This is a genomic window from Maribellus sp. CM-23 (assembly GCF_021354595.1).
Taxonomy (GTDB): Bacteria; Bacteroidota; Bacteroidia; order Bacteroidales; family Prolixibacteraceae; genus Draconibacterium.
In genome coordinates this window covers 409,127-435,343 of sequence record NZ_JADWYJ010000003.1, presented here as the reverse complement: position 1 = coordinate 435,343, position 26,217 = coordinate 409,127, and the positions used below count along the sequence as shown (strand labels likewise).

Sequence of the window (26,217 nt, the reverse complement as noted above, 5' to 3'; positions counted from 1 at the left end):
TCCTGACTCATGAAAAAATATTTACTCATTCTTGCAGCGACTCTTTTTTCTCAGCTTTCTTATTCTCAAGACCGGATCACAGGCAAAAGTTTTGCTACCCGTAGCGAAGTGATTGCCCAACACGGGATGGCCTGTACCAGTCAGCCACTGGCCACACAGGCAGCACTCGACATCTTAAAAGCTGGGGGAAATGCCATTGATGCAGCCATTGCAGCCAACGCAATTCTTGGCTTGGTTGAACCCACCGGAAACGGAATGGGTGGCGATCTGTTTGCGATTGTGTGGGATGCCAAAACAAAAAAGCTGTACGGGTTAAATGCCAGCGGACGCTCGCCCTACGATCTGACACTTGACTATTTCAAGGAAAACGGCTACTCTAAAATCCCGGCACTGGGACCGCTTCCAGTTTCGGTACCCGGTTGTGTGGACGGCTGGTTCGAACTGCACAACAAGTTTGGCAAGCTGACAATGCAAGAAGTCCTGAATCCGGCCATTTCGTATGCTGAAAAAGGATTTCCGCTAAGTGAGTTGATTGCCTATTACTGGGGCAGGAATGCGCAGAGTTTGAAAAAATATCCCGGTTTTGAAGAAATATTTATGCCGGGAGGAAAAGCGCCTGAAAAAGGAGAAATCTTTAAAAACCCGTACCTCGCCAATACACTAAAGCTGGTTGCACAAAAAGGCCGCGATGAGTTCTATAGAGGTGAAATTGCGCAAAAGATTGTAAGTTATATTCGTGAACAGGGCGGTTTTCTGAGTATGAAAGATTTTGAAGACCATCATTCAGAATGGGTGGAGCCGATTTCGGTGAATTACCGTGGGTACCATGTGTGGGAATTGCCGCCCAACGGACAGGGAACCGCAGCGCTGGAAATGCTCAACATCCTAAAAAACTTCGATGTGACTTCGATGGGTTTTGGATCGCCCGAATACATCCACTATTTTGTAGAAGCAAAAAAACTCGCCTTTGAGGACCGCGCCAAATATTACTCCGATCCCGATTTTAACGATCTGCCCGTAGAAGAGCTGATCTCGGAAGACTACGGAAAGAATCAGGCTGCCATGATCAATCCAAAGCGGGCTGCACGCAGCTACCCTGCCTGGGGCATGGAACACGGAAATACCATTTACCTGACCACTGCCGATGAAGAAGGAAACATGGTTTCGCTCATCCAGAGTAATTTCCGTGGAATGGGCTCGGGCATGACACCGGGGAAACTTGGTTTTATCCTGCAGGATCGTGGCGAACTGTTTTCGCTCGAAGATGGCCACATGAATCTTTACGAACCACACAAACGGCCATTCCATACCATCATCCCGGCATTTGTAACAAAGGATGGAAAACCTTTCCTGAGTTTCGGAGTAATGGGCGGCGATATGCAACCACAAGGACATGTGCAGATCATTTGCAACATCATCGATTTTGGGATGAACATACAGGAAGCCGGAGATGCACCACGCATCCAACACACGGGCTCCAGCGATCCGACAGGTGGAGAACTGATGACCGATGGCGGACAGATAACGCTCGAAAGTGGCATTTCATACGAAACCATTCGGGCACTGATGCAAATGGGACATAAAATTGGCTTCGACTTTGGCCCGTACGGTGGTTACCAGGCCATTCTTTGGGACAGCAAAAACAAGGTGTACTACGGCGCTTCCGAATCGCGTAAAGACGGACAGGCGGCGGGGTATTAGAAAAAACGGGGAACAAGGCTAAGGCTGAGGCTAAGACGAAAGTTACAGTTCGGATAAATGTCGTAGCTATCCCAAATAATCCAGAAGTAAAGCCGGCGTTCTGTATCAACATGCAACTTTTCTGTATCGCGTTATTTCCATTTCGGATGCTTCTTAAATTCATTTTCCAAAGCAGTCCGTATAATAAGTTCGTCGTTGCTAAGTAAGTCAGGATTCAACGGATTCTTTTCCAATTTATCGCTTGTCAGGTTATAAAAACGGCTGTCAGGATATAGTTTATATTCGAGTGTTCTTACAAACTGATTTCTGTGCCGGTTTACATAATCACCCCATCGCGGATCATAATGTACAAATGCGGTTTTCCTTGGCTGATAGGTATCGCCAGTCAGTAATGGATAAAAACTTTTCCCGTCCGATTCAATATCTGTTTCAGTTAATTCAGCCAATGTGGGGAAAAAGTCGCTAAACTCGATCAACTCGTTGAACACAAGTTTTTCTTTAATCTGAGCGGGCCAGTGTACAACCAGCGGAACATGCGTACCTGCATCGGTTGTTTTTCCTTTTCCACCAACTATCAGCTCCTCACCGATATGAGATCCAATGGAAATATTGGTTCCGTTATCGCCCGTAAAAATCACCAGGGTGTTTTCATCTAGGTTGAGTTCTTCGAGTTTCTGAATGATCCTGCCAACGATCTTATCGGTGTACGCCACCATGTCCTTAAAATACGCGTTGTCTTTTTTATACCTTAATTCCGGATTCTCCCACACCCTCGAATCAGGCGTAGGAACAAAGGGATCGTGAACCAACACCATTGGGTAGTATACAAAGAAGGGTTTATCTTTTTTTCGCTCGATAAAATCCAATACAAAGTCAGAAAAAATATCCGGGCCATATTCGTCCTTGTTTCGTTCCAGTACCTTTCCGTTCTCTTCGATCAACGGATCCGCATACCTTTCGCCTTCCCGTCCGGTTTTGGTCAGCTGCCACAGGCAATATTCCTCGAATCCGAATTTATGAGGCCTCGTGTTGTCGTTCCAATCCTCAATGCTGTCTTTGTAAGCCAGCCCGTTCAACTGCCATTTCCCGGCAATACAGGTTTCGTACCCTGCCTCCTGCATAAGGTTTCCAAAAGTGTATTCCGAAAGGCTCAAATGCCCGAAATAATCATAGTTCCTGTAGTTGTACTTGCCTGTCATGATCTTTACCCGCGAGGGTGTACACAAAGGCTGGGAAACACAGTTGGAGAAAAGAATTCCCTCCGAAGCCATTTTATCGATGTTGGGCGTGTGATACGAAGTGGAACCATAGGCCCCCAAACATTCATACCCCATATCATCGGCCATGATCAGTATCACATTGGGCTGAGTTTTTTTTACCTGTGTTGAGGAGGACAACATAAACAAGGCAACAAACAGAATTGCTATTCTTTTAAAAGTTCTCATTGGTTTTCATTTTTAAGTAACTAATACAAACAGGCACGTATGTGGCAAGCACTAGATTTCACCCGCTATTCCTTATACTCCACACTATTCAAAATAAAATCCACAATCGGAGAAGGATCTTTCAAACAGTGAGGATGATGCCCAACTCCTTCTTTTCCGATTAGCTCAATCGAGCCTCCTGCACTTCTGAATTTTTCGGCCAGCAATGCGGTGTTTTCTTCATAGGGAACTACCACATCGGCATCGCCATATACATGCATAACCGGGATTCCGGCTTCTGCAACCTGCACACAATTGTTTACCGGCATATCCTCAAACGTTTTAACCGAAATGGTGTCCAGATTGTATGCTTCCAAACAAGCCTTCCACGCTTCGGGACTGCCCTTTCCATTATACATTCCCCCGGGCCAACTTTTAATATCGCAAACAGGGGCATCCGCATAAATACAAAATACTTTATCGGTGTTTTTGGAAGCCCAGTTGTAAACGATTAATCCTCCCCGGCTCATTCCTTCCAATACAACTTTACGATTTAGCCCATATTCAGCCACACAAAAATCGTAAAAGTCATTCCACAGTTTTACGGCTTCGTGGTTTCCAAACAAATCAGAAACGTCCACATAAACCACATGAAACCCTTTTTCCAACAATGCTTTGTCCACCTGCGGCTCGTGCCCCCAGAAGCGTGCCCTCCAAATCCAGTAATTGTTTGGGTTCTTTTTCGTCGGAAAAACAATTTTTGCATCGTGTCCTTTAAACGTAAATTCCTTTGTCTTGTATTCCGAAAATACCGGATCGTTTCCAAATGCTGTTGTTACAATAAGCGTGGTTATCAGAACCAGGATTGATGTCATTCGTCGTATCATATCTTGCTTTCTTTTAATGAGTGGTAATAATTACTTTTTGCAATCTAACTATCCTCCCATCTGCAATGTAAAGAAACCTATCCGGAATATACCACAGATTGTGCGTATTCTTTTATCAACTCTTCCTGATATGCCAGAATATTCTTTTTCATCAGAAAGTACTTTCTTGATAGCAGATAGCCATAATTATGCAAGGCAACAAATAGCATATTGAGGTTATTGTCAAAGTACGAAGTTACACCAAAGTACTCATGAGTTTTAGAAGTATATTGCTCTAACTTTTCCTTGACTTCGAACGGAAGTTCTGTTTGCAATACAGCCTCTGACAATAACAAATTTATTTCCTTTTTCAATAACTCTTCGGTAGGCTTTATTTTACTAAAGTTAGTTGTGATTTGTTCAAATGGTGTCGTTACATTTACAAATTGCAATTCGGTTAAAAGACCGGTATAAAGTTCATATTTTGAATCGAAAACTTTGTCAAACTCAAAAAAATCGCGATAAAGCTGCTCTAATTCTTTGGGCTTACCTTGCTGCTTCTCTTCTTCTATAAAGAACTCATATATTGCACAATCATTCCATTTTATAAGCTCATTTAGTCTATCCAGTTCCGGTTTTAGCTCTTCAAGCAGTTTTCCCGCATTTTTACGATCATACTTAACACCATCGTAATCGAATGTTTTTACAGCTAGTTCTTTATTGGAAATAGAATTTAGAGTTTGAATGTCATTTTGCAGTGCAATGGCAGAATAAACCAAATCAACTTTCTTATCCGAAAACAATTCATCTAAAGTGATTTTATCATTATGCGGTTGACTAAGATTCAAATCAAAGGTTACGGGATTTTTACTGTTATAATAACCATTGTAGGTTTTGGAAAATGAATTGGATAAAGCTTCTTTTTTATATTCTTCAAAAAATATATCGGATGTAATAACTGTTGTCTCTCCCTGATAACTCACGGTTTCAAAAAGCTTGCTTGTTATTTGCTTTTGCAATTGATCAATGTCAGAAAATACATTATTCGCGGAAGAATCAGAATTATCCGCGGTAGAAAAACCCGTCTTTTCCAATCTATCTATCCTTTCATCTATTGTTGGATGAGAAGCCCATTGGTTTTTAATAACCAACTTGGATTTATCGTATTTGCTTTGTTCTTCCAAAGAAATATCGGGAAGGCCATTGGTTATAATAAGACTATTTGACTCGGCAAGAAAATTTAGAACGCACGATTGGTCTCGGTATAAATTATCGCTTTTTATATTATCCGAAATTTTCCCGTTGTAGAAATTCAGAACATTGTCCAACGAATTATCTGCCAATGCCATTCTTAACAACGATTTTTTTAATGGTTCATAGCCGGTAACACTGGCAGCAATCTCATCAGCATGAAATTCCATTTCCCGTGAAAGCCCCAGGTAGTTCTTGTTTACCACGTTATACAACTTTCTAAGAATCCACTGAATTCCTTCGTTTATCTTTCCGGCGATAACCACAAAGATTGAAAAATAGCCACTGACATTCGCCCATCTTTGCACAAGGTTTTCATACGAATCATTTTCAAACAGAATATTGAAAATTACCTGGTTTACATTATAAACATAGCTTCCGACTTTCATTGTTCGCTGAGAAAAATGGCCAAATTCGTGCGATAATATAGCTTTTAACTCCTGTTTCGTCACAGTATTTACCAATCCCAATCCTATCAGCAAATTCTTTTTTACAGGTAAAAACATACTCCAAAAACTGGAGTCATAAAACACCGAAGCATTCACTTCTGATGACAAATACACTTTTTTAGGGAAGTTTGTTCCAACATCCTGTACAATCTCCCTAAGCATTTTAAACAGTTCTGGTTCCTGGTGTTCTTTTATTTCCGTTAGATGTGAACGGTCTATTTTATGCGATTTGAAAATAAATTTTAGTAAAAAAATCAAAATCAATACTCCCAAGCTGGCCAAACCGATTCCTAATGCAATGGTAGCAAGCATGGGTTTAAATGCAATTAAGGAAATACCTGCAGCAATGCATAAGGCGGTTAGCAAGACAGCGAATACCAGAATTATTAAATAGGTGGCTATAAAAACGCTTATTGCTAAAATTGCCTTTGTAGCCTGAGCTTTGAACTCTGGAGACAGGTGAATTTCACGTGTATTCATAATTTAGGTTTCTTATGTGTTTTTCAATATCATCAAATACTATTTGCTTAGCTATGTGGAATACAATCAAGTGAAAGCCTGACTGTCCGACCAAAACAATCGAATCCATCCATGCTTTATACCACGTGTTGGTCATAGTATTTTACTGTTTCAGAATCCATTCAAATACGGGGTCACTACCATTCTTAAACTCGGTAAAACTCGGTTCTATAATTTTATCAGGAGTGATCGTTTGTAAATCGTTGTCGGTTCTTTTAAAATATTTGGTCGAATATTGCAAGCTAAGCTCTGAAGATGGTAGTTTAAAACTTCTTATTTCTCCAAGATGATTGGGTTTCCCGGAAGTTTCTTCACCAACCAAAATTGCATTAGTCATAATCGTAAAGTCCATAATATTGATTATAGCCGAGGAATATGAATCTCGTCCTGTAATTACATAAAGTTTTCCTTCACTTTTAATTTTATCAATCGTTGATAATTCTTCAATTAATTTTGTTCCCTGGTAAGAATTACCTCCGCCATTAAAACGAATATCAAAAACAACTTTATCGAAATCGTTTTGCTGTATACTATCCACTATTGCTCTATGAAAAGCAGAGAATGAAGGAAGCTTTTGAATGTCTCCTTTAAAACCAGATGGAGGATACTCTCTACTCCAACATTTATTATACTGAATGTAAAATACATTGTCCGTTGTTAAAACCTTACTCCAAAAAGGAAGTCTTGTATTTTGATAGCATAGTGGTATAGGATTGGGAAGAACTCTAACCATGTTGTTATTATTCATCTGTTCAGGATGAATTAAATACTCTATTGTTTCTCCATCTTTTTCAAGTGTTAATTTCGTTTCAGGTTGTGCAGCAAACCCAAAATACTCTAAATACTGTATTGCTGGTATTATTTTAGGAGCACTTTTTTTTATCGAAGCCAGATTATCTATGGCGGAAATAGTACTTAATGAATCTATTATTTCGCTGATTGAATTTCCATTTATTTCTAAGAGTTTTGCCCCTAATATGGTTTCATTGCTTTTTGTTGTTGATTGCACCCATAGCCCATCGCTAAACCACATCAGTCCAACAGGAAGGATTTTATTGTAATCAAAGAATGGCTTTAAATTTAAAGTAGTATGCGAATCTCCAAAGCTTGCAATCAACTGTTGCAATTTAACGGCTACTTCAAAATCGGATAGTTGATGTTGGATTTTAGAGATGTCATCAAGTCCAGTGAAGAAGTCTTGTTCACTTTTAACCATATACAAATCATAATGATTTTTGGGGAGTTCAACTTTCATATATTCTATATCAGCACTCCAGTCGATATTTTTATCGCTCTGTGAGAATGTTGTTAAACAAGCAAATAGTAATGTTAGTAAAATCAGGTTTTTCATAGGTGTCGCTTTGTTTTTTAATATTAGGCTAACGGTGATGGTATAAGGTCGTGGCGGTTCCGATAACTATCGGGGGGCGCCATCCCCAGCCATGCCTTAATCCACGTGTTAGCCTTAGTTATTTCTTGTTATCCACTCGATAATTTCGTTAACAGCAATGTCCTCTATTTCTCTGTTCTTGCTCTCTTTTGTTGTAAGCCATTCTCCATTATTGTATGTTAAATAATGGTCCATGTCATCGAGGACCTTAATCGTTATAAACTTATTATCAAACTCTTTTAGTTTTTTAACTCCATAATTGACATCTACTTGATTGTCCTTTTCTCCAATAATGAACAAAAGAGGGTTGTCAACATTTTTGTAGTAATGTTCTGTGTCGAGTTTAATCATATCAACAAATTGAGGATTTATATATGATTTAGGAATAAATTCAGGAAAATTTAGTTTTTCAGAAATTCGAAAGCATTGTTTTCTAATCTTCTTAAAGTCATCAGTCGTTCTAATAACATAGTTGAAAGTATCAATAAGACTTTCAATTTCTGCGATTGATCTACTCGTGTTCTGGAATATATCAATTCCCGAAACTTTACTTTTAAATGATTGCCCTGGATTTACAGGTGTTGACATTTGAATAAGGTAATCTATTGGTGGATAAAATTCGAGTATTCCTATTGAAGCCATTCCTCCGAGGCTATGCCCTATAATACCTATTTTTTTATTTTCTATTAGTTGTGTTTTTCGAAGTTGTAGAATACAAAATTTTAAGTCATTTTTTAAGGTACTTACATTTCGACTATATTCTCCTTCTGATTTCCCAATACCTCGCTCGTCAAAGCGGTAAACTGCGATATTATTTTGTAGTAATTTTTCCGTAAGCTTCGGGTGAGTAAAGCGGGTATCTTTACCACTTCCTGCAACGATTACGAATAACTTATCAAAATTTGTTTTTGGAGTAATTAAAGTTCCTGAGAGTTTAATGTTTTCATCTGAGTTCTCAAATTCGATTTCGTGGAAACTGTAGTTTTCTTTTCCATTTATTTCTCTTTCATATTCAAAAATAGTTTGACTATTTACTCGAATAGATGATAAGAATAATAGTAGTAGCAGAGTCTTTTTCATAATTAATGCTAATGGTGAGTATTTGCAAAGTAGGCGATTGCGGGCTTCAAACTTATCAAACCGTTGAGAAGTTGAAGCGGACTACAAACGCTGAATTTACTACTGTTTCACCTATTTGGTATATACATTGTTACCACACGTATTTCATTCCATTTTATCTCTAAACTTTTCAGAATCAGGAATATTAGAATTCTCTACGAAATATAATTTATGAGTTAAATTTTCATTAATGTTAATTTGAATAATAGAGTCATTAATAATTTCTCCATAAACTCTTTTTAAAATCAATTTGTTGGATGTCCACCCAGGATGTTGAGATTTATACTCGTAATAATCTATTGTCAGGGAATCTCCCTTTATATAATAATTTCCCCATCCAACTAAATCCTTTTTTGTTTTGCAAGAATGCTCATTAATAGAAGACCAATAAAAATTCAACTCATTATGTGGTAGGCTTGAATATGGCCCTTTGTCAGTATATTTCTGTTTTTCTGTAATACCTCTTCTTTTGTAGAAAACAAGTCCGTTTTTATAAAAAACTATTGGGACAATATTATTATAAGTAGTCTTTGTTTTATTGTCTTTAGAAATACTGTCCTGTTCATATTTTGGAATTCCAAGTGAATAAAAATAGTATCCATTAAATCTAATTCTATCTGTGTCCTGTGACTCGATAAAATTTACTTTGTCAACCAAAATTGCGCAAGAAGAACAAAATAGTATAATTATTAATATCGCTTTCATTTTCATTAATATGTGTGCTAACGTATGAGTAAGTTGCAATGCATCTTATATCCATTAATCATTAGTTATGTAATTTACTGTTGCCGTGTGCTTTATATTTTGAAATTTGGTATTTCAAGTGTTTGTTTTTTGCAAGAGTTTTTCAATGTATCTGGTTCTTTTTCGTTTCCGAAAATAAACATAAAAAGAATTAATCGTACCCCGGGTAATATGTTATGCAGTAGTTTTCAGTCCGATGGGGGGTACTTCGGAAGTACCCCTCCCCACTTCGGAGGCCCGCGTTTGGACCTCGGAGCCTCAACGTTGAGGCTCCGAGGAACTAATTTTAGCCTTTTTTGTTAAAAGCCGGGGCTCTGAGGCTCAAGCGCGGGCCTCAATTGTTAAAATTTTGAGCTCTTAGGCTCAAGCTTGAGGCTCAATTGTTAAAATTCGGGGCAAAAAGGCTCTCGTTTGAGGCTCTGAGGCTCAAATTAGTTCTTCTGAGGTCCAAATTAGTTTCTCTGAAGCCCAACGTCCCACTTCGGAGGAGTCCACGCCGGGTATCTTTTATAAAAGCTAAAAACCGGGAGGCGAAACAACCCGATTTCAGAAAAAACTCAGTATCGTTCAATTTTTTTGATCATATTCAGGGCCTCATCGCGCAATGGTTTATACCCATTTAGAGGGACGAGGATTTCAGGCCGTAGCAGAGTTCAATGTTCAGAGTTCAGAGGTGAGATCGTCGCTCGAAGTTCCATGCTCTTTACAATCTAACCGTTTAACAATTTAGCAATGGCTTGTAGTTCAGTGTTGCCGTATTGCTGCGTTGCAGTAAAAGCTCGCAGCTCGTAGCTTGTGGCTGGCAGCTCATACTACAATTTAGCCATTTTACAATTTAACAATTGCTCACAGCCGGCACCTCATAACCCGTAGCACATTTAGACCTTTATTCCTTCCCCCCTTTTACCAGTAACCAAACCGTGAACGCCATTTCACCCAGAATGCTGGGAACGGCTACCAGGGCCAGGAAAATTCCGGCCAACCGGTCATACTCGGGCAATACAAAATGGGCGGTGGTATCAACCATGTACATGATTCCGGATACCAGCAGGAAAAAGGCGATCCATTTGGGCTTCGGAATGATAGTGGACAGCAGGATCAGATGAACGCCAAAGAAAAACAATCCGATCAGCCAGATGATGTTGAAAGTATCCACATGGCCTGCTATTTCGGGTGCTGACCCGGAGTTCAGCGTAAGTACCAGCGAAAAAACAGCGCCTCCCATAATTACGGCATGTATTATCCGGAAATAGGTGCTTAGGCGGGTAAGCTGATGTCCGCTGTACAATTCGAAAAGCCCCCAGGCCACCACCACATCAAATACAGCAGCAATTAAAAAGGCCATGATCCCCCAGCGCACCACCATGTTTTGCTCCGCAATGGTTTCCAGCGGGTTTTGTTTGAGCGATTCGAGCATAAAAAAGTTGGCAAAAATGGCTACAAAAAATATGATCAGGTAGCTGACACCGGTAATGATCGAGATACGTCGTACATTCATAATACAAAGGTTTTTCTGTTACGTTTTATCAAATAATTCCTCGTGGCCTGCCACGGGGTTTCCTTACATTCTCCACTGGGTTTCAGGGAAGATGTCATTCGTCAACTGACGGATGACAAAGGAGTGGAATACATAACCTGATTTTGCCCTGTTTTGTTTAACCGACCACAAGTAGGTTATCAATGGTTAATGAATTGGGAGGTGATTACCAAAAAAATAAGCGCTTAGCGAATGGACATCGCTTAACGCATAAGAAATTATGGGTAGAGCCTATCCCCTAAAAGAAAAAGTTCCATCTGTCATCCGACAAATGGAACCTTTCTGTATTCGCTAAATAAAATCTTGCTATTTCTTAAACAGCGGATCGGCACCGATCGTCCCCACCAGCTCGGCAAGGTATTGTTTCGATTCGGCATGCGCCAGCATCTGCTCGGCATACTTCAAGCGTGCCACAACATTCAATTCGTCTACCAACTGTGCATTTTGCTCGTCGGCGATAAATTCTTTCAGGTATTCAATCTGCGACCGGTGGAAGGCCACATCCTTTTGCTGTTTCAGCGCCAAACGCTCCTTGTACCAATCAGCGTTCAGCACTTCTTCGCGCTCAAATAACTTCCGCAGTTCCGGATCGTTCATATCCTTTCCTTCGTAGTTTCCGTAGGCCATTACATGCAGCAGCACTTTTAACGGCGGAATAGCCGCTTCCACACTTCCGTCTTCGAAATACGGAAGCGCTGCACGCTGCATAGCTTCTGTGATGTTGTTAATACCGTCCACATATTCCTCCATTCCCTGTAACTCGGGTTTTAGCATGCGCTCGTTGAATACCGCCAGCGGCTCGTCGAACAAACGGTTCATACAGCGGAAAGCAAAATTTGGCGTAATACGGTAACCCAAACGACTGGCCAGTACTTTTTTTCCGTTGTACTCAAAATCTTCGAGTTTTTCCAGACAGCCGTTCTCGATCAGTTTTTTCGGATCGCGGTCTTCGGGTACCAAACGTGCCCAAATCTCCGGAATCAGGATACTGATGTCGTGGTCGAAGCGGTTTTCTGTGCCAATATAACCGGCAGCCGAGCTAAAACCATTGTACTCGGTCAGAATGTATGAAAGCAAAGCGTTGTTCAAATCGGTAGTGGGCACCAGCATGTTGAACGGCCCTTTGGTGAGGGCTCCTTCCAGACCTGCGCCGGTTGTTGAAGGCGACTTTCCGGTAATACTGGCGATAAAGTCCATAAACAACTCGGGCAACTCCTGGTAGTGGATCGGGTTGTACACCGCAAGCGGGCGGATACCCGAAGCTTTGTCGGCCGGATTGTTTCTTCTCCCCGGCAAAACAGCGTTCACAGGCCAGTGTACCGGATCCTGCGGCTGGATTTTACGGAACAAACGAACGCCGATATCGGCCAGGTACGAATCCTGTGTTTCTTCCTTGAAAATATTCCGTTGCAGGTAACGCGGGTTGTTGGTGGGCACCCCATCTACAATGCGGGTATGTGAAGGCGTTACAAAGTAATGGCTGCTGTCGCTGTTGGCCACCGATGTAATAAACTCTTTCACCGGCTCGGTATATTTTTCAAAGCTGATGGCGTTATCGATCAGGTCCTGTGCATTCTGACGGGTAAGCGGCTCGTAGTTGGTCAGGAACGTGTTGTTGTCCACAATTTCCCGCTCGGCTTCTTTGTCGTACCCCCGAATAACCGCTTCGTCCGGGCGCTGGAACAGGTAACTTTCGCAGTTGGCCACCAGTTTCACACTGTGGTTCGAATATTCCTTGTTCAGGTTGCTCAACCTGCCGGCCGGAACCGTAATCGTAGCCGAAATATCGTCTTCGGTCTGAATTTTCATCGACGGAACAAAGTCGGAACGCAGTTTATGCAAGTACCATCTTCCTTCGGGATTGAAACCAATGCGAACGTAGCTGGCGGTAATGGGGTTGTGTTTGTAACGCAACACATTGCCCGGACGTCCGTTCACAATTTCTACGTTAAACAGCTCGCGCCATTTAATATCCAGCTCTTCGTTTCCGCGGTAATGCCTTTTTACAAAGAAAGCCAGGGTGCGTACGTGTTCCGGAATTTCAGTCAGAAAACGGTTGTATTCGTCGCTATACTGATCCGACGGAGTAAGCAGTTTCACTGCCGATCCCAGGGTGCGCTCCTTGCTGAGGAAAGACCTTGAAGGTGCAGCATCCGGACGAATGTTTTTCCAGCGGTTGGAATAATTGTAGTTGATGATTTCATCCACTTTATCTTCGGCTTCCTCCAGGTTATCGATGTAAAAAGATCCATATTTAATCGCGTTTTGCATCGATTTGGAAATCTCGGATTTTCCACCGCCCGAAACCGTGCTGGGCTTGTGGCAGAACACTCCTTCCGGGGCAGTGTCGATGATGCGCCACATGGCCTGGGTTGGGTGTTTTACCAGCTGGAACTTATGCCCGGTTGGATGCACATATACTTTTCCGGGAGAAAGTTTTAAACTGTAATCCTGGTTTTTGTAGCTCCAACTCACCGAGCTTTTTTCCACTTCTATGTCCGCATTCTCCGGAATGTAAACAATATCGGGGTATTTTTTGTCGATGGCGTAGTTGCCTTTTTGCAGGTCGATTCTGTCAGCCAGCAGTTTTTTAACCTCGTCAAACGAATAAGGCTGGTCGAATTTTTTGGTGAAATTAGTTCCAAACACGCTGTCGCTCATGTTTCCTCGCGGGAACGCAATGGCGCCGCCTGCATGTTCTTCTTCCACCAGGCCGAAAAGGTTGGCCGAGTAGCTGATCTGTGTTTTGATCTCCTTTTTGGAATATCCGTAATAGTTATCGGCAATCAGCGTAATCACCACCCCGCGGTCGTCGCGGCAGGTAATTTTAAACGCTCCCCCGTCGTTGTATAGTTCGTTCTCATCTTTCCAGCACATGCCTTCCCTGCGTTGGCGCGCCGAAGCATCGTCGTAATGCGGCAGTCCCACATCTTTTTTCTTCAGTGTGATAAGCTGCGGAGCAAGAATAATACAGCCGGTTGTTCCGGTCCAGTGCTCCACATCCAAAGCCGCATCGTTTACCGCCAGGTTGTGGTCGCCGGCATTGCCAAAAATGGTTTCCACAAAATCGAGGTTACTCACCAGACTACCCGGGGCAAAAAAACGAATCTCCATGCTTTTCCGGCTAATCACCCCTTTTACTTCGGGGCAAACCACCGGGCGCAGCAACAACGACACCATTACTTTGGCCTGTTTTTCCTGGCTCGAGGTAAAAGGCAGCACCTTCAAATCGTCCGAAGGGTTCAAAGCTGCGTGCAACAAGTGCGCAAAAGTAATTTTTGGAACTTCTTTCTTATCGAGCGGAACAGGCAGGCCGCCCCTTACAATGTGAAAAGTACCTTTGGTGGTACGTTTGTCGTGCGCCGGGTTGTTCAGAATCCCCTGTTTTAAACGGTACGAGCTCAAAAGGCAGCTTTTGAACTCCTCGCCATCAGGCGGCAAACTTAACTCGCGCGCCATTCCCTTTTGGTTCAGCACCAGCGTATCGTTGGGTAAACGGTTGTTTTTATTGAAATCCACCTCTTTCAGGTAGTCATCAATAAAATTCTGAATACGTGTGTCAACCGGAGAAAGATGCCCGCTCAGCAACCTCGATTTCTGACGAAAGCTGTTGATCAATCCTTCGGTAAGCCCCAAAAACTTGGCATTGGCGTATTTTTTATCCGAGTCAGAATCGTCGTTAAACACCGGCTGTCCGAGCGAAGCCAGTTGCAGATTGATGAACTGAATCATGTCGCGCCTGTCGCGCAGAATCTGCTTCCGTGATTTATTTAAAAACTGAGAATTTTCCATATTTCTAATTTTACATTTATCCTAACTACTTATTCACACCTTGTAAACCAGTCAATTTACAATTTCCGTTGGCGAACGAGGAACATGTTCTTCTGATTATTCACTCTGTTGAAATTCATGTTTTTCTGTCTATCTGTTACTTCCTGGCTTAAAGGAAAAGAACACTTTTACCTGCTTCAAAAACCCGTTACAGGATAAGCTTTGTTCTTTAAACACTAAAATTACACAATTCAGAACGATTATAGATAAAAGCAAATGCCCGTAATTAAAGATTTAACGGAATCTTCTTTAGACCTATTATCTAGCTATTGACATATATCAATAAATTTAACCGACTGATTAAAAAACTTTTTGACTTCTTTTTCTACTTTAGCAAGCCGAAAAACCATAATAAATTAACGATGAAAAAAGCAACTTACAGGCTATTCAGCCTTCTTTTAGCATTTCAGCTTGTGGCACTATATTCTTATGCAACCGACGGTTATTTTTCAACCGGTTACGGAACCATCAACAAAGGTTTTGCGGGAGCTGGTGTTGCCTTTTACCAAGGCTCTTTGATTAACGGCAACCCGGCTGCAACCGTTTTCCTGGGGCAGCAATACCAGGTTGGAATCGATTTTTTTAATCCGAACAGACAATACACCATTGGAGGAAGTCCTGCGGCAGATGCCATGTTTCCCCTGGCTCCGGGAACGATTAAAAGCGACAGCAAATTGTTTTTGCTTCCTTCAGCAGGTGCCAACTGGATGCTAAACGAGAAGTCAAGTATTTCAGCAGCATTGTTTGGCAACGGTGGTATGAACACCGATTATCCCACAATGACTTTTGGCGATCCATCATCCAAATCAACAGGTGTTAACCTGGCACAGTTATTTGGAAACATTACCTATTCTCATAAGTTGGGCGAAAAACACAGCATTGGTGTAACCGGAGTTATTTCGTACCAGTATTTCGAAGCAAAAGGTCTGGCTTCGTTCAGCGGATTTTCGTCGGATGCAACCGCACTTTCAGGAAACGGTAAAGACAACGGACTTGGTTATGGATTCAAAATTGGCTACCTCGGACATTTAACCGACAACTTTGCCATCGGTCTTACTTACCAGTCGAAAGTGTATATGAGCGAATTTAAAGACTACGCCGGTTTGTTTGCCGAACAAGGCGATTTCGACATTCCGTCGAGCTGGACAGCCGGTATTTCGTGGGAATTTGTTCCGGACCTGACTTTGATAGCCGATGCGAAAGCCATTCATTACAACGAAGTAAAATCGATTGGCAACCCCATGCTTCCCAACCTGATGCAAGGTCCTTTGGGAGACGATGAAGGTGCCGGTTTTGGATGGGAAAACATTATGATTTACAAAGTGGGCTTGAACTATGCCGGGCTGGACACATGGGAATTCAGATGCGGAGCTTCCTTCGGAAAAAATCCGGTGCCTGAATCGGAAGTTATGTTTAACATCCTGGCTCCGGGAGTGATCGAAAACCAGCTTGCCCTTGGTCTTTCCAAAGCAGTTGGCAGCAAGGGAAACAAAATTCATTTCGCCGTTAACTACGCCATGAACAGCAGTGTAAAAGGAGACAATCCCATGGCTCAGGGACAAACCATTGAGGTTGAAATGAATCAGCTGGAACTGGAACTTGGATTTTCGTTTTAGAATACGTACTTGAGAAATACGACTACAGTGAAAACTGTAAAAAGAAAACCCGGGCATTGGTCCGGGTTTTTATTTGAACCATTTACAGGATCAGTCGTTAATGATCTGATTCAAATTCAACATAGGATGAATCATTTTAGGTAAAAAAGTTTTATCATCTTTGCGCAAATTTTTTCGGACAAGGGAAATGTCATTCAATTCTGACCAAATTATATTTCTGATCAATCCGTCATCCGGAAACGGTGATTATCTCGGTATTATTAAAGCCATTCAGCAATACGATAATGCGATAGACCATTTTATAACCCGAAGCAAAGAAGAAACGAAAACCTTTCTGGAAACCATTGACCCAAAATACAAGGTACTTGTAATTTGCGGCGGAGACGGGACCATAAACAGCGTGCTAAAGTACGCGGTAAACTCGGGGCTTGTGTTTGCCGTGTTGCCCAATGGTTCAGGAAACGGATTTGCACGGGAACTGGGCTACAAAAAAGATGTTGCATTCACGATCGACCGGATAAAAAAAGGCAATACCCAGGAAATTGATGTGCTAAAAGTGAACGACACTTATTGTTGCAATGTGGCCGGTATTGGCTTCGACAGTTTTATTGCCAAACGATTTGAAGAGAATTCAAAAAGAGGCCTGCTAACCTATGTCGTTGAAACCATCAAAGGTTTTAGGAACTTCCAGGGAGTAGATGCTGTTTTAACCGTTAACAATACCACAGAAGAAGGCAGCTATTTTATGATTTGCTTTGCCAATACCAGGCAATTTGGCAACAACGCAGTAATAGCCCCCAAAGCCGATCCTCACGACGGATTGATCGATGTGGTGGTTATCCGGAAATTTCACAAGGCACTGATTCCGTTCATTGCCCTTAAATTGCTTTCGAGGAAAGGCAAAAATTCCAAATACATCCGGTATTACAAAACCGATACAATCAAGGTTGACACCCGGTATTCTCTTTTCCACACCGACGGAGAGCCGCTGGTTAAAACAGATACCATTCTTAATGTCAGAATTTCGGACACGATCCAACTAATACAAGCACAAAATTAAAACAACGAAGATGGGGGAAAATAAAATTAAAACACTGGTAAACAACCGCTATGCACTTGGCTTTGCATTTATTGCCATTTATTTATGCATTTCATTCGTCACCCGCAGTATCTTTTACATTTTATCGGTGCACGACATCGACTTTTCGCTTGTCAACCTGCTGAAAATATATGCCTTCGGGTTGTTCTTTGACCTTGGAACCGCCTTCTTTTTTATTTTTCCCTATGTTTTGTACGTTCTGTTTGTTCCCCAGAAGTTAGTCGGCTCGTTGCCAGATAAAGTGCTGACTTATTTTATTTTGGCCCTCACCATCTTTCTGTCATTGTTTGGTTTCTTGGGCGAATTTCCTTTTTGGGAAGAATTCAATACTCGCTACAATTTTATCGCTGTTGACTACCTCATCTATACTTATGAAGTGGTAGAGAATATTAACCAGTCCTATCCCCTTCCCTTGCTGGTAAGCGGATTGGTGTTATTGTCGGCTGCCCTGTTCTTTTTGTTTTACAAACTGGGAGCCATCAAGGCAGCATTTTCGGGGAGGACAGCGTTTAAATCAAGACTGGTTTACTTTAGCCTGTTTCTGGGAATTCCACTTTTTTTCACCGGATTTATCACCAACAAACAAGCCGAGTTTAGCGACAACACTTATGTCAACGAATTGTCGAAAAACGGCGTTTACTCGCTATTTGCAGCCTATCGATCCAATGAACTGGATTACGATCGTTTCTATAAAACCTTGCCGGTTGAAGAATCATTTCAGACTATCAAAAATGAATTGGTACAGGATAACCAGACTTTTGATGAGCCTGCCAATGAGTATAGTTTAGAACGAAATACGCTTTCGAGCGGCCAGGAGCAGGAGCCAAACATAATACTGGTTTGCGTGGAAAGCTTGAGTGCTGATTTTCTGGGGATTTTCGGAAATGAGAAACAGCTGACGCCCAACATTGACCAAATCAGCCAGCAAAGCATTTTGTTTACCGATATGTATGCCACGGGTACACGAACTGTCAGAGGAATGGAAGCCCTTGTTTTGAGCGTACCTCCCACTCCCGGTCACAGCATTGTGCGAAGGCTCAACAACCAGCACCTGAGTTCGATTGCAAGCATTTTTAGACAGAAAGACTACGAGCTCAACTTCTTTTACGGCGGCGATGGCTACTTCGACAATATGAACAGCTTTTTTGGCGGTCAGGGATTTAATATTTACGACCGCAACCGCGGAAATCTTCTGTCTGAAAAAATTGAAACCACCCGTAACAATATTACCGACGACGAAGTGAGTTTTGAAAATGCCTGGGGAGTTTGCGATGGCGATATGTACAATAAATTGATGAAAGTAGCCGATGAAAATTATGAAAAAGGAAAGAGAACCTTCTCGTTTCTGATGACTACTTCCAACCATCGCCCCTATTCATTTCCGGAGGGAAAAATTGATTTGCCCAACGGAACCCGCGAAGCTGCCGTTACTTATACCGATTATGCATTGGGAGAATTCATAAAACAGGCCCAAAGCAAGCCGTGGTTCGACAATACGGTTTTTGTGTTGGTGGCCGACCATTGTGCCAGCAGTGCCGGAAAATGGGAGATTACGGTGGATAAACACCACATTCCCGCGCTGATCTACAACCTGCCCCATGTGGCACCTCAAAAAGTGGACAAGCTGTGCTCGCAAATCGATGTGATGCCAACTCTCTTTGGTTATTTGAACTGGGACTACAGCACATCGCTTTACGGGAAAGACATTTCGGAAATGGCCCCTGAAGAGGAAAGATCGCTGATTGGAAACTACCGCACCGTTGGCTTGTTAAAAGGCGCTGTTTTTACCGAACTCACCGACAAAAAGAACGCAAATCAATACTCGTGGTTAGCCGATAAAAAGGAGATGAGCAAACTAAAAAACCAGGATACAAAACTGGTTGATTTAACAATTGCCTATTACGAAAGTGCGGCATACCGCTACAAAGAAGGTTTAATGAAGGAAGAAATTCAGTAAACCCATCGAAACTTTTTTTATTTATTTACATTTGTTTTTACCGACCGGCAGTCAACATCCGTTCATGTTTTCTGTTGTAATAACATTGTTTTATAAATAGCACTATGAAGATTATCTCCTGGAATGTAAACGGCATCAGGGCCGTAGCTCAGAAAAACTTTTTCAACGATCTCCAGCTTATGAATCCTGACGTATTGTGTCTTCAGGAAACCAAAGCACAGGACGACCAGGTAGCTGAAACCCTGGCCGGAATCAACGATTACCACATTTATTCCAATTCGGCCGAAAAGAAAGGGTATTCCGGTACAGCCATTTTAAGTAAAACAGAACCGCTGGCCGTAACCCGCGATATGGGAATCGACGACCACGACCAGGAAGGCAGGATCCTTTGCCTGGAATACGAAAAATTCTACCTGGTAACGGTTTATGTTCCCAACTCGGGCAGCGAATTAAAACGCCTGGATTACCGGCAGGACTGGGACAAAGCGTTTTTTGATTACCTGAAAAACCTGGAGAAAACCAAGCCGGTGGTTGTTTGCGGCGATTTTAACGTGGCGCACAAAGCCGTTGACCTCGCCCGCCCGAAACAAAACTACAACAAATCGGCCGGCTACATGCAGGAAGAAATCGACGGGATGGACCGTTTTACACAAGGCGGACTGACCGATACTTTCCGGCATTTTTACCCCGATGTTACCGATAAATATTCGTGGTGGAGTTACCGCGCCGGAGCACGTGGCAAGAACATCGGCTGGAGAATCGATTACTTTTTGGTAAGCGAAAGTTTCCTTCCTGAAGTAAAAGACGCCTTCATCCTCGACCAGGTTATGGGTTCGGACCATTGCCCCGTGGGGATTGAGTTGGTGTAAAAACCCGGAATTCATCAATAAGAAATTCACACAAAGACCGTAAAGTATAAATTTGCGGTCTTTGTGCTACTTTGTTGCTTTGCGAGAACCTTGACAATTCTATTGAAATAGCTTTTCTTCTTATTTCTCAATACGGATACGTGCATCCACTGCCAGAATCTCACTGGCATTTCCCAGCAACGGATTGATGTCGATCTCCTTTATTTCAGTGGCATACCGCAGTAACCACGACAAGCGGACAATGATTTCAGCATACCGGTCGATGTCAATTCCCGGTTGTTTCCGATAGCCTTTCAGCAATTTGTACGATTTCAGACTCCGGATCATCGAATGCGCTTCGGAAAGTGTTAAAGGCGCCAGTCCCGAAGCAACATCCTTCATTACTTCCACGTAAATTCCTCCCATACCGCAAAGAATCACGTGCCCGAATGTATCTTCGTAAGTAGCCCCCAGGAAAAGTTCCATTCCCGATGCCATTTGTGCAATCAACACTCCTTCTGCTCCTTCAATTCCGGCCAAATGGTGAAATTCTTTTCGCACATCGCCCACATTCCGGATGTTTAAGACCACTCCCCCAACTTCGGTTTTATGTACGGGTCCAACCACTTTCATCACCACCGGAAAACCAATGTTCATGGCCGCCAGCACTGCTTCTGTTTCGCTGGTGGCCACCAGTTCTTTTACTCGTGGAATACCGGCCACGTCAAACAAATTATGAATCACCTCAGGCGCCTGGTAACCATTGTGTGTCTGCGCAATTATTTCTCTGACTTTGGCCTGATCAACATACGGATTTGTAGCAGAAACTGCAGCCGGAGGCGACGTGTGCATCACTTTGGTGAGTGCCCGCCCCAGCAAAACTTCGTCAGGAAAATTCACGTTACCACGTGCAATAAAATGCGCCACATCTTCTTTCACGTTAATGATGGAAGGCAAAATCGGATAGATCGGCTTTTGGCAAACCTTCATTTTTTCGGAAAGCAAATCGTACACATCGCCAATTGGGAACAAACCCGGGCTACCAAAAATAACGGCCATCCCGTCCACATCAAAGTCGTTTTCGCAGGCGTCGATGATCTCTCCCAACTGTTCGGCGGTTCCTGTTGCCAGAAAGTCGATGGGGTTCTCGACCGAAGAGCCCGGGAAAAGCTTCTGCAACAAAGCATCTTTGGTGGGCGAATCTTCAATGGCCGGAATTTTCAAACCTCCGTCTTCCAGTGCATCGGTCAGCATTACGCCGGGTCCACCGGCATGTGTAACAATCGCCAGTTTTCTCCCGGTCAGCGGTTTGCACATAAAAACACTGGCCACGGTGGTTAATTCCTCGCGGCCATAACACCTTACAATCCCGGCTTTACGGAAAAGCGCGTCCACAGCGGCATCAGAGCTGGTCAGTGCACCCGTGTGCGACGAAGCAGCCCGGCTTCCGGCATCAGAACTACCGGCTTTTATCGCCGCTATTTTACAGCCTTTGTTGATCAGCGACGAGGCATGAAACAACAGTTTATCGGGATCGTTGATATTTTCGACATACAATAATTTCACTTTCGAACTTACCCCTTCCTCGTAATTTTCATCGAGATAAGCCAACACATCTTCCACGCCGGTTTGCGCACTGTTCCCCACAGAGAAAATATTGGCAAAACGAAGACCTTTCGGAATACCGGATTCAATAATAAAAACAGCCGTGGCTCCCGAGCCCGAGATGAAATCGCAGCCCTCGGGCGTTAGCGGAGGAACCGGCGTGGTAAATACGCTGGCATGGTAAGGTGTCATCACCCCAATGCAGTTGGGGCCAATCAAACACGCCCCGTTTCTATTCACCACCTCCACAATCTGCTTTTCCAGTTCTTTGCCCTTGGCGTCCTGTTCACCAAAACCGGCAGAAATAATGATGAAAGCTTTCGTGTCGTGTTCTTCGGCGAGTTCGGTAACGGCATGGAGGCAGAACCGCGCAGGAATGGCCAGGATCGCCAGGTCAATATCCGGCAGGTCGGATACATCTGTAAACGAAGGAATTCCCTGAATACTGCTTTCTTTGGGGTTAACGGCAAACAGGTCGCCTTTGTATTGATGATCAAGCAGGTTTTTTATGACCTTACCGCCCGGTTTGGTTACATTGTTTGAAGCTCCCACCACAACAATACTCCGGGGTCTCAATAGTTTTTCATGAATCATTTTCAATGTTTTAATTTAGACCGTTTTCCTTTCGCCAAAGGAATTCGTGTTACAGATTGATTGGATAAAAGTAGGTAAAAGCCCTTGAATGGTTCCTGATTTTTTTCAACATCTGCCGCTTCTGCACAACGAAATTTTTACATTTGAAACAAAAACCGCATGCCGGAACACAAGGAACAGAAAATTATCGCTTTGCTGGAGTTAAATGCCAACGATCAGGCACTGATCCGGCACAGCCTTAAAATCGCCTATATTTTTAAAAAGGAGTTGTGCCTCACATTTAACGCTCCGAAACGAAGCAAGAACCAAGGTGCTTACCGTGAAAAAGTAAGCGACTACGCACGGGTGGTAAAACAGGAACTCCCGGGCATGAAAGTTTCCACACTGCTCCTCTCTGAAAATACATCCAGGCTGTCCGATGTGCTGGCTGAAAACCACGAAGGCATTATCATTGTTGCCAATTCGGAAAAGTTCCGGAAACATTCGGGCTCGGTAACAGAAAGCTCCATCCCGTGGTTGTTTATTCACCCCGAATCTACGATTGAAGACTATAACAGGATTGTTCAAACCCTTGACCTGCGCAAAGAAAACAGCGACAACTCGCTTTGGTGTTCGTATTTCGGACGTTTTAACCAGGCTGAGATTGTGGCGGTTGCGGCCAGCGATTCGTCGAAAGAAGGCAAAGTAAATGTGGCCCGGAACGTAAAGCTGAGCACCAAACTTTACCGCGAATTTGGCATAACACACAAAATTTACAAGGGTGGAAAATCCAGTTTACGCAATGTATTTGAAGCACTCGAAATGGCGCTTGTATCCGACTGCAACCTGTTTGTGATGCTTGGGAGTTCGAGCATTACCCCGCTTGATTACCTGATAGGCCTCCCCGAAAGAAAGATTGTTAAACAAGCCGGCAAATTGCCCGTAATGGTGATCAACCCGCGAAGGGATAATTATATTTTGTGTGACTGATTATCAAATGGTCAAATTGAGAAACGGATAAATTGCAGATGATTAATTACGGCGAGTTGCAGCCGTTTGCGCTTGTACGAAATAGCATCTATCTGCTCCATATTTGGGTTCATTGCTGCCGGTGAAAAGGGAATTATTTTGACAATCAAATTTATTTCGCTGCGCTGCAGCTTAGGGGTTTTCCACATCTCTTTGTCTATAAATATTTTGCTGCTCCGCAGCTGTTTTTTTGAGCGACAGCGTTGCGATCCTATTTATAGAAAATTCCAAATGAGAAAAAAGAAGCCCCATAGGGGCGGAACATTCCGGAATAACAAGAATGGAAAGATATATATCGTGCATAAAATGAACACCCCCGCCGCAGAGCAGACGGGATATCCCAAAGACATGATATTTTTCAATTCGCACCAAGGGGCGGGGAATATAGACCTCATTAGATCCCGATCCGTCAGTCGGCGGATCGGGATCAGTTCTACTTCATAATTTCAGTCCTCTATCACTCCTGAAATCAGAGTCTCATTGATTTAACCGGACAGTGGTGGTTTAAGTGATCAAAAAACATCGGCAAAAACGGCATCCGGCCATATCCCTCTAAACTATTTGCTATTTTTGAGACGAAATACCAATCGTATGAAGAAGACACTAACATTGATTTTACTCCTTTCCGCCGTAATTGTAAAAGCCCAGAATTTTGAATACCAGGTTCTTTTTGAAGGCATTGGCGACAACCGCGAGTTTACACAGCCTTATGCCAACCCACAAACCATTATCGGAACGAGGGGCGCCTTTGAACTGGGTGTTTCGATGGATAACCACCGTTTGCGCGGCGGATTAAGCCACTTGTTTGAACTCGGGAGCGAAATGGATGCGCAAAAACCCAAATTGACGATGTATTATCAATACCTCGACGACCGGACAGAATTTGTGTTTGGTGCCTTTCCCCGCCGTGATAAAATTGACTTTCCGCTGGCTATGTTAAGCGACACGCTTTTGTATTACCGCCCCAACGTGGAAGGCCTGTTTGGAAACGTTAAATGGGATTGGGGCCACCAAAACGGATTTGTAGATTGGGTGGGCCGCCAAACCGAAACCCAACGCGAGCAATTTATGGCAGGCTTCTCGGGTGAGATCTTTCATAAAAACCTGTTTTTACAGAATTACATGCTGATGTTTCACAATGCACACACCCTGCACAACAACCCGCCCCTGCACATTAAAGACTACCTGGGTTTTGCGGTTCAGGCAGGACTGCGAACAGCAGAAACAGCCACCGTTACAGGGTATATAAAAGCCGGTGTATTAAATTCGACCTACCGCGAGCGCGGTGTTACCGACGGCTACGACACAAGCACCAGCTTTTTTGCCGAAGCCAAAGGACGTTACCGGAATTTTGGCGTAAAATCGGTTTTGAATGCGGGCGGAGGTCATAACTTTGCGATGGGCGACAGCTATTACCGGGCCGAAAATTACTGGCGTACCGACCTGATCTGGTATTTTATCAATTACAAAAACGTTAGCGGCACATTCAATATTTCCATGCATGTGGCCGACTGGGATACCTTCGACAACCAGCAACAGCTATCACTCATCTATGTTTTTGGGAAGTAGTCAATTTATCTTGAATCCTTAATATCCGTAATCATAACCATAACCGCCGTAGTCGTAGTTTTCAATATAGACTTTATCGTCCAATGGATAGTTTCCAAAAATAATGGTGTAAACTGCCGACGCTTCGGAAGCAAAAATACCTAATCCTCCTTTTACATTGGAATAGACAGGAACAGGTTCCGAGAAATAATCGTCGCCATACCAGAAATGACTGTTGACAGAATTCAGGTATTCGTAATACTCAGGGGTTAATGTTTTAAGGATTATCTGCTGCTCGATAAAGTTGCCGCTCCCTTCCTCAATCTCAGCAGAATAATTAGGATTCGCCATAAAACCCAGTTTCAAAATGTATTCTTTTCCATTGATGTCCGAATCATCGAAAAGAGCAAACCTGTTTTCGGGTGTTCCTGTTACAATATCATCGGCCTGATCGCTTCCCTTAAATATTGGATCACTAATGTCAACTCCACTGGCAGTAAAACGAATCAGCACAGTGTCCGACAAATCCTCAGGTTTGTTGTAAGAATCATAGTAAGCTTTATTAACTCCTCTCATTAAATCCATTTGCGCCCGATAGTAATCCTTCGTTTCAGCATTATCCGAAAATTTCAAATTTACCATTATGTATAGTCCTGTTCCCCAACTCCCGCTCAGCAATGTAGAAAGTGTATCAACTTCAATGTCAACAGGTGTGGGAACTGTGGTTTCACAAGTAACCGGTTTCAAGCCTTCGTGACTCACTTCGAGGCGGTAAGTTTTACCCGACTCTGCAATTGTTTGAGAACTAAAAACAGGAATGCTGTAGGTCTCTGATGCATCTGACTGGGCGTTAATACTCAGTTTTTCAGTCAACACATCATCAACATACAAATCTGCGACTGCATCTTTTAATATTGTCGAAGCGTAGCTTTCCGACAAAAGGTTTTCGCTCCGGGTTATACGAACCTCTATCGGTTTTCCGGGAGTCACCAGGCCATTCACTACAATTTTGGGATCAATGTCTTCACCCTTAAAATCAATGGTTTTTTCGCAGGCAGAAAGCAACGCTGCGCAAAGTACTGTAAATACTAAAATATGTTTTTGCATGGGT

At 42.8% G+C, this 26,217-nt stretch carries 17 protein-coding genes; 7 read left to right on the top strand and 10 right to left on the bottom strand.

Going from position 1 to position 26,217, the window contains the following annotated elements:
* Positions 1-9 precede the first annotated feature (9 nt).
* The gene (ggt, locus tag INQ51_RS12705) at positions 10-1,701 is read left to right on the top strand and encodes a gamma-glutamyltransferase (RefSeq protein WP_233378343.1); all 1,692 of its coding nucleotides are present in this window, start codon (positions 10-12) and stop codon (positions 1,699-1,701) included.
* A gap of 131 nt (positions 1,702-1,832) precedes the next feature.
* Here the strand turns inward: ggt and INQ51_RS12700 are convergent, their stop codons facing one another.
* From INQ51_RS12700 to INQ51_RS12665, 8 genes are all read right to left on the bottom strand, one after another.
* Positions 1,833-3,146 (bottom strand): sulfatase-like hydrolase/transferase, encoded by a 1,314-nt coding sequence (locus INQ51_RS12700; protein ID WP_233378342.1) that lies wholly within the window; start codon positions 3,144-3,146, stop codon positions 1,833-1,835.
* Positions 3,147-3,211: 65 nt separating this feature from the next.
* Positions 3,212-4,012, bottom strand: coding sequence for an alpha/beta hydrolase family protein (locus INQ51_RS12695; RefSeq protein ID WP_233378341.1), 801 nt, complete (start codon positions 4,010-4,012; stop codon positions 3,212-3,214).
* Between the two features lie 77 nt (positions 4,013-4,089).
* Positions 4,090-6,171, bottom strand: coding sequence for a M48 family metalloprotease (locus tag INQ51_RS12690; protein ID WP_233378340.1), 2,082 nt, complete (start codon positions 6,169-6,171; stop codon positions 4,090-4,092).
* A gap of 142 nt (positions 6,172-6,313) precedes the next feature.
* Entirely contained in the window at positions 6,314-7,561 is a 1,248-nt protein-coding gene (locus INQ51_RS12685) for a S41 family peptidase (RefSeq protein ID WP_233378339.1), read from the bottom strand.
* Between the two features lie 114 nt (positions 7,562-7,675).
* Positions 7,676-8,680: an alpha/beta hydrolase gene (locus tag INQ51_RS12680; protein ID WP_233378338.1), complete on the bottom strand. Its 1,005-nt coding sequence runs from the start codon at positions 8,678-8,680 to the stop codon at positions 7,676-7,678.
* A gap of 144 nt (positions 8,681-8,824) precedes the next feature.
* Positions 8,825-9,424, bottom strand: coding sequence for a hypothetical protein (locus INQ51_RS12675; RefSeq protein WP_233378337.1), 600 nt, complete (start codon positions 9,422-9,424; stop codon positions 8,825-8,827).
* 925 nt (positions 9,425-10,349) lie between these two features.
* Complete coding sequence (locus INQ51_RS12670; RefSeq protein WP_233378336.1) at positions 10,350-10,961, bottom strand: DUF4386 domain-containing protein; 612 nt, start codon at positions 10,959-10,961, stop codon at positions 10,350-10,352.
* Between the two features lie 345 nt (positions 10,962-11,306).
* On the bottom strand, positions 11,307-14,792 hold the full coding sequence (locus INQ51_RS12665; protein WP_233378335.1) for a hypothetical protein: 3,486 nt from the start codon (positions 14,790-14,792) through the stop codon (positions 11,307-11,309).
* 401 nt (positions 14,793-15,193) lie between these two features.
* Between INQ51_RS12665 and INQ51_RS12660 the strand changes: the two genes are divergently transcribed.
* The 4 genes from INQ51_RS12660 to INQ51_RS12645 all read left to right on the top strand — a co-directional run bounded on the left by INQ51_RS12660 (position 15,194) and on the right by INQ51_RS12645 (position 20,372).
* The gene (locus INQ51_RS12660) at positions 15,194-16,447 is read left to right on the top strand and encodes an OmpP1/FadL family transporter (RefSeq protein ID WP_233378334.1); all 1,254 of its coding nucleotides are present in this window, start codon (positions 15,194-15,196) and stop codon (positions 16,445-16,447) included.
* A gap of 187 nt (positions 16,448-16,634) precedes the next feature.
* Complete coding sequence (locus INQ51_RS12655; RefSeq protein WP_233378333.1) at positions 16,635-17,507, top strand: diacylglycerol/lipid kinase family protein; 873 nt, start codon at positions 16,635-16,637, stop codon at positions 17,505-17,507.
* 10 nt (positions 17,508-17,517) lie between these two features.
* Entirely contained in the window at positions 17,518-19,503 is a 1,986-nt protein-coding gene (locus tag INQ51_RS12650; protein ID WP_233378332.1) for an LTA synthase family protein, read from the top strand.
* Positions 19,504-19,607: 104 nt separating this feature from the next.
* Positions 19,608-20,372, top strand: a complete 765-nt coding sequence (locus INQ51_RS12645) for an exodeoxyribonuclease III (protein WP_233378331.1) — start codon at positions 19,608-19,610, stop codon at positions 20,370-20,372.
* Between the two features lie 120 nt (positions 20,373-20,492).
* Here INQ51_RS12645 and INQ51_RS12640 read toward each other — a convergent pair whose 3' ends face one another.
* Positions 20,493-22,550, bottom strand: coding sequence for an acetate--CoA ligase family protein (locus INQ51_RS12640; RefSeq protein WP_233378330.1), 2,058 nt, complete (start codon positions 22,548-22,550; stop codon positions 20,493-20,495).
* A gap of 159 nt (positions 22,551-22,709) precedes the next feature.
* On the opposite strand from INQ51_RS12640, the gene INQ51_RS12635 reads away from it, so the two are divergent.
* Both INQ51_RS12635 and INQ51_RS12630 read left to right on the top strand, forming a co-directional pair.
* Positions 22,710-23,519, top strand: a complete 810-nt coding sequence (locus INQ51_RS12635) for a hypothetical protein (RefSeq protein WP_233378329.1) — start codon at positions 22,710-22,712, stop codon at positions 23,517-23,519.
* A 630-nt stretch (positions 23,520-24,149) separates the two neighbouring features.
* Entirely contained in the window at positions 24,150-25,127 is a 978-nt protein-coding gene (locus tag INQ51_RS12630) for a hypothetical protein (protein ID WP_233378328.1), read from the top strand.
* An 18-nt stretch (positions 25,128-25,145) separates the two neighbouring features.
* Here the strand turns inward: INQ51_RS12630 and INQ51_RS12625 are convergent, their stop codons facing one another.
* Entirely contained in the window at positions 25,146-26,213 is a 1,068-nt protein-coding gene (locus tag INQ51_RS12625) for a DUF4249 domain-containing protein (protein WP_233378327.1), read from the bottom strand.
* Between the last annotated feature and the right edge of the window lie 4 nt (positions 26,214-26,217).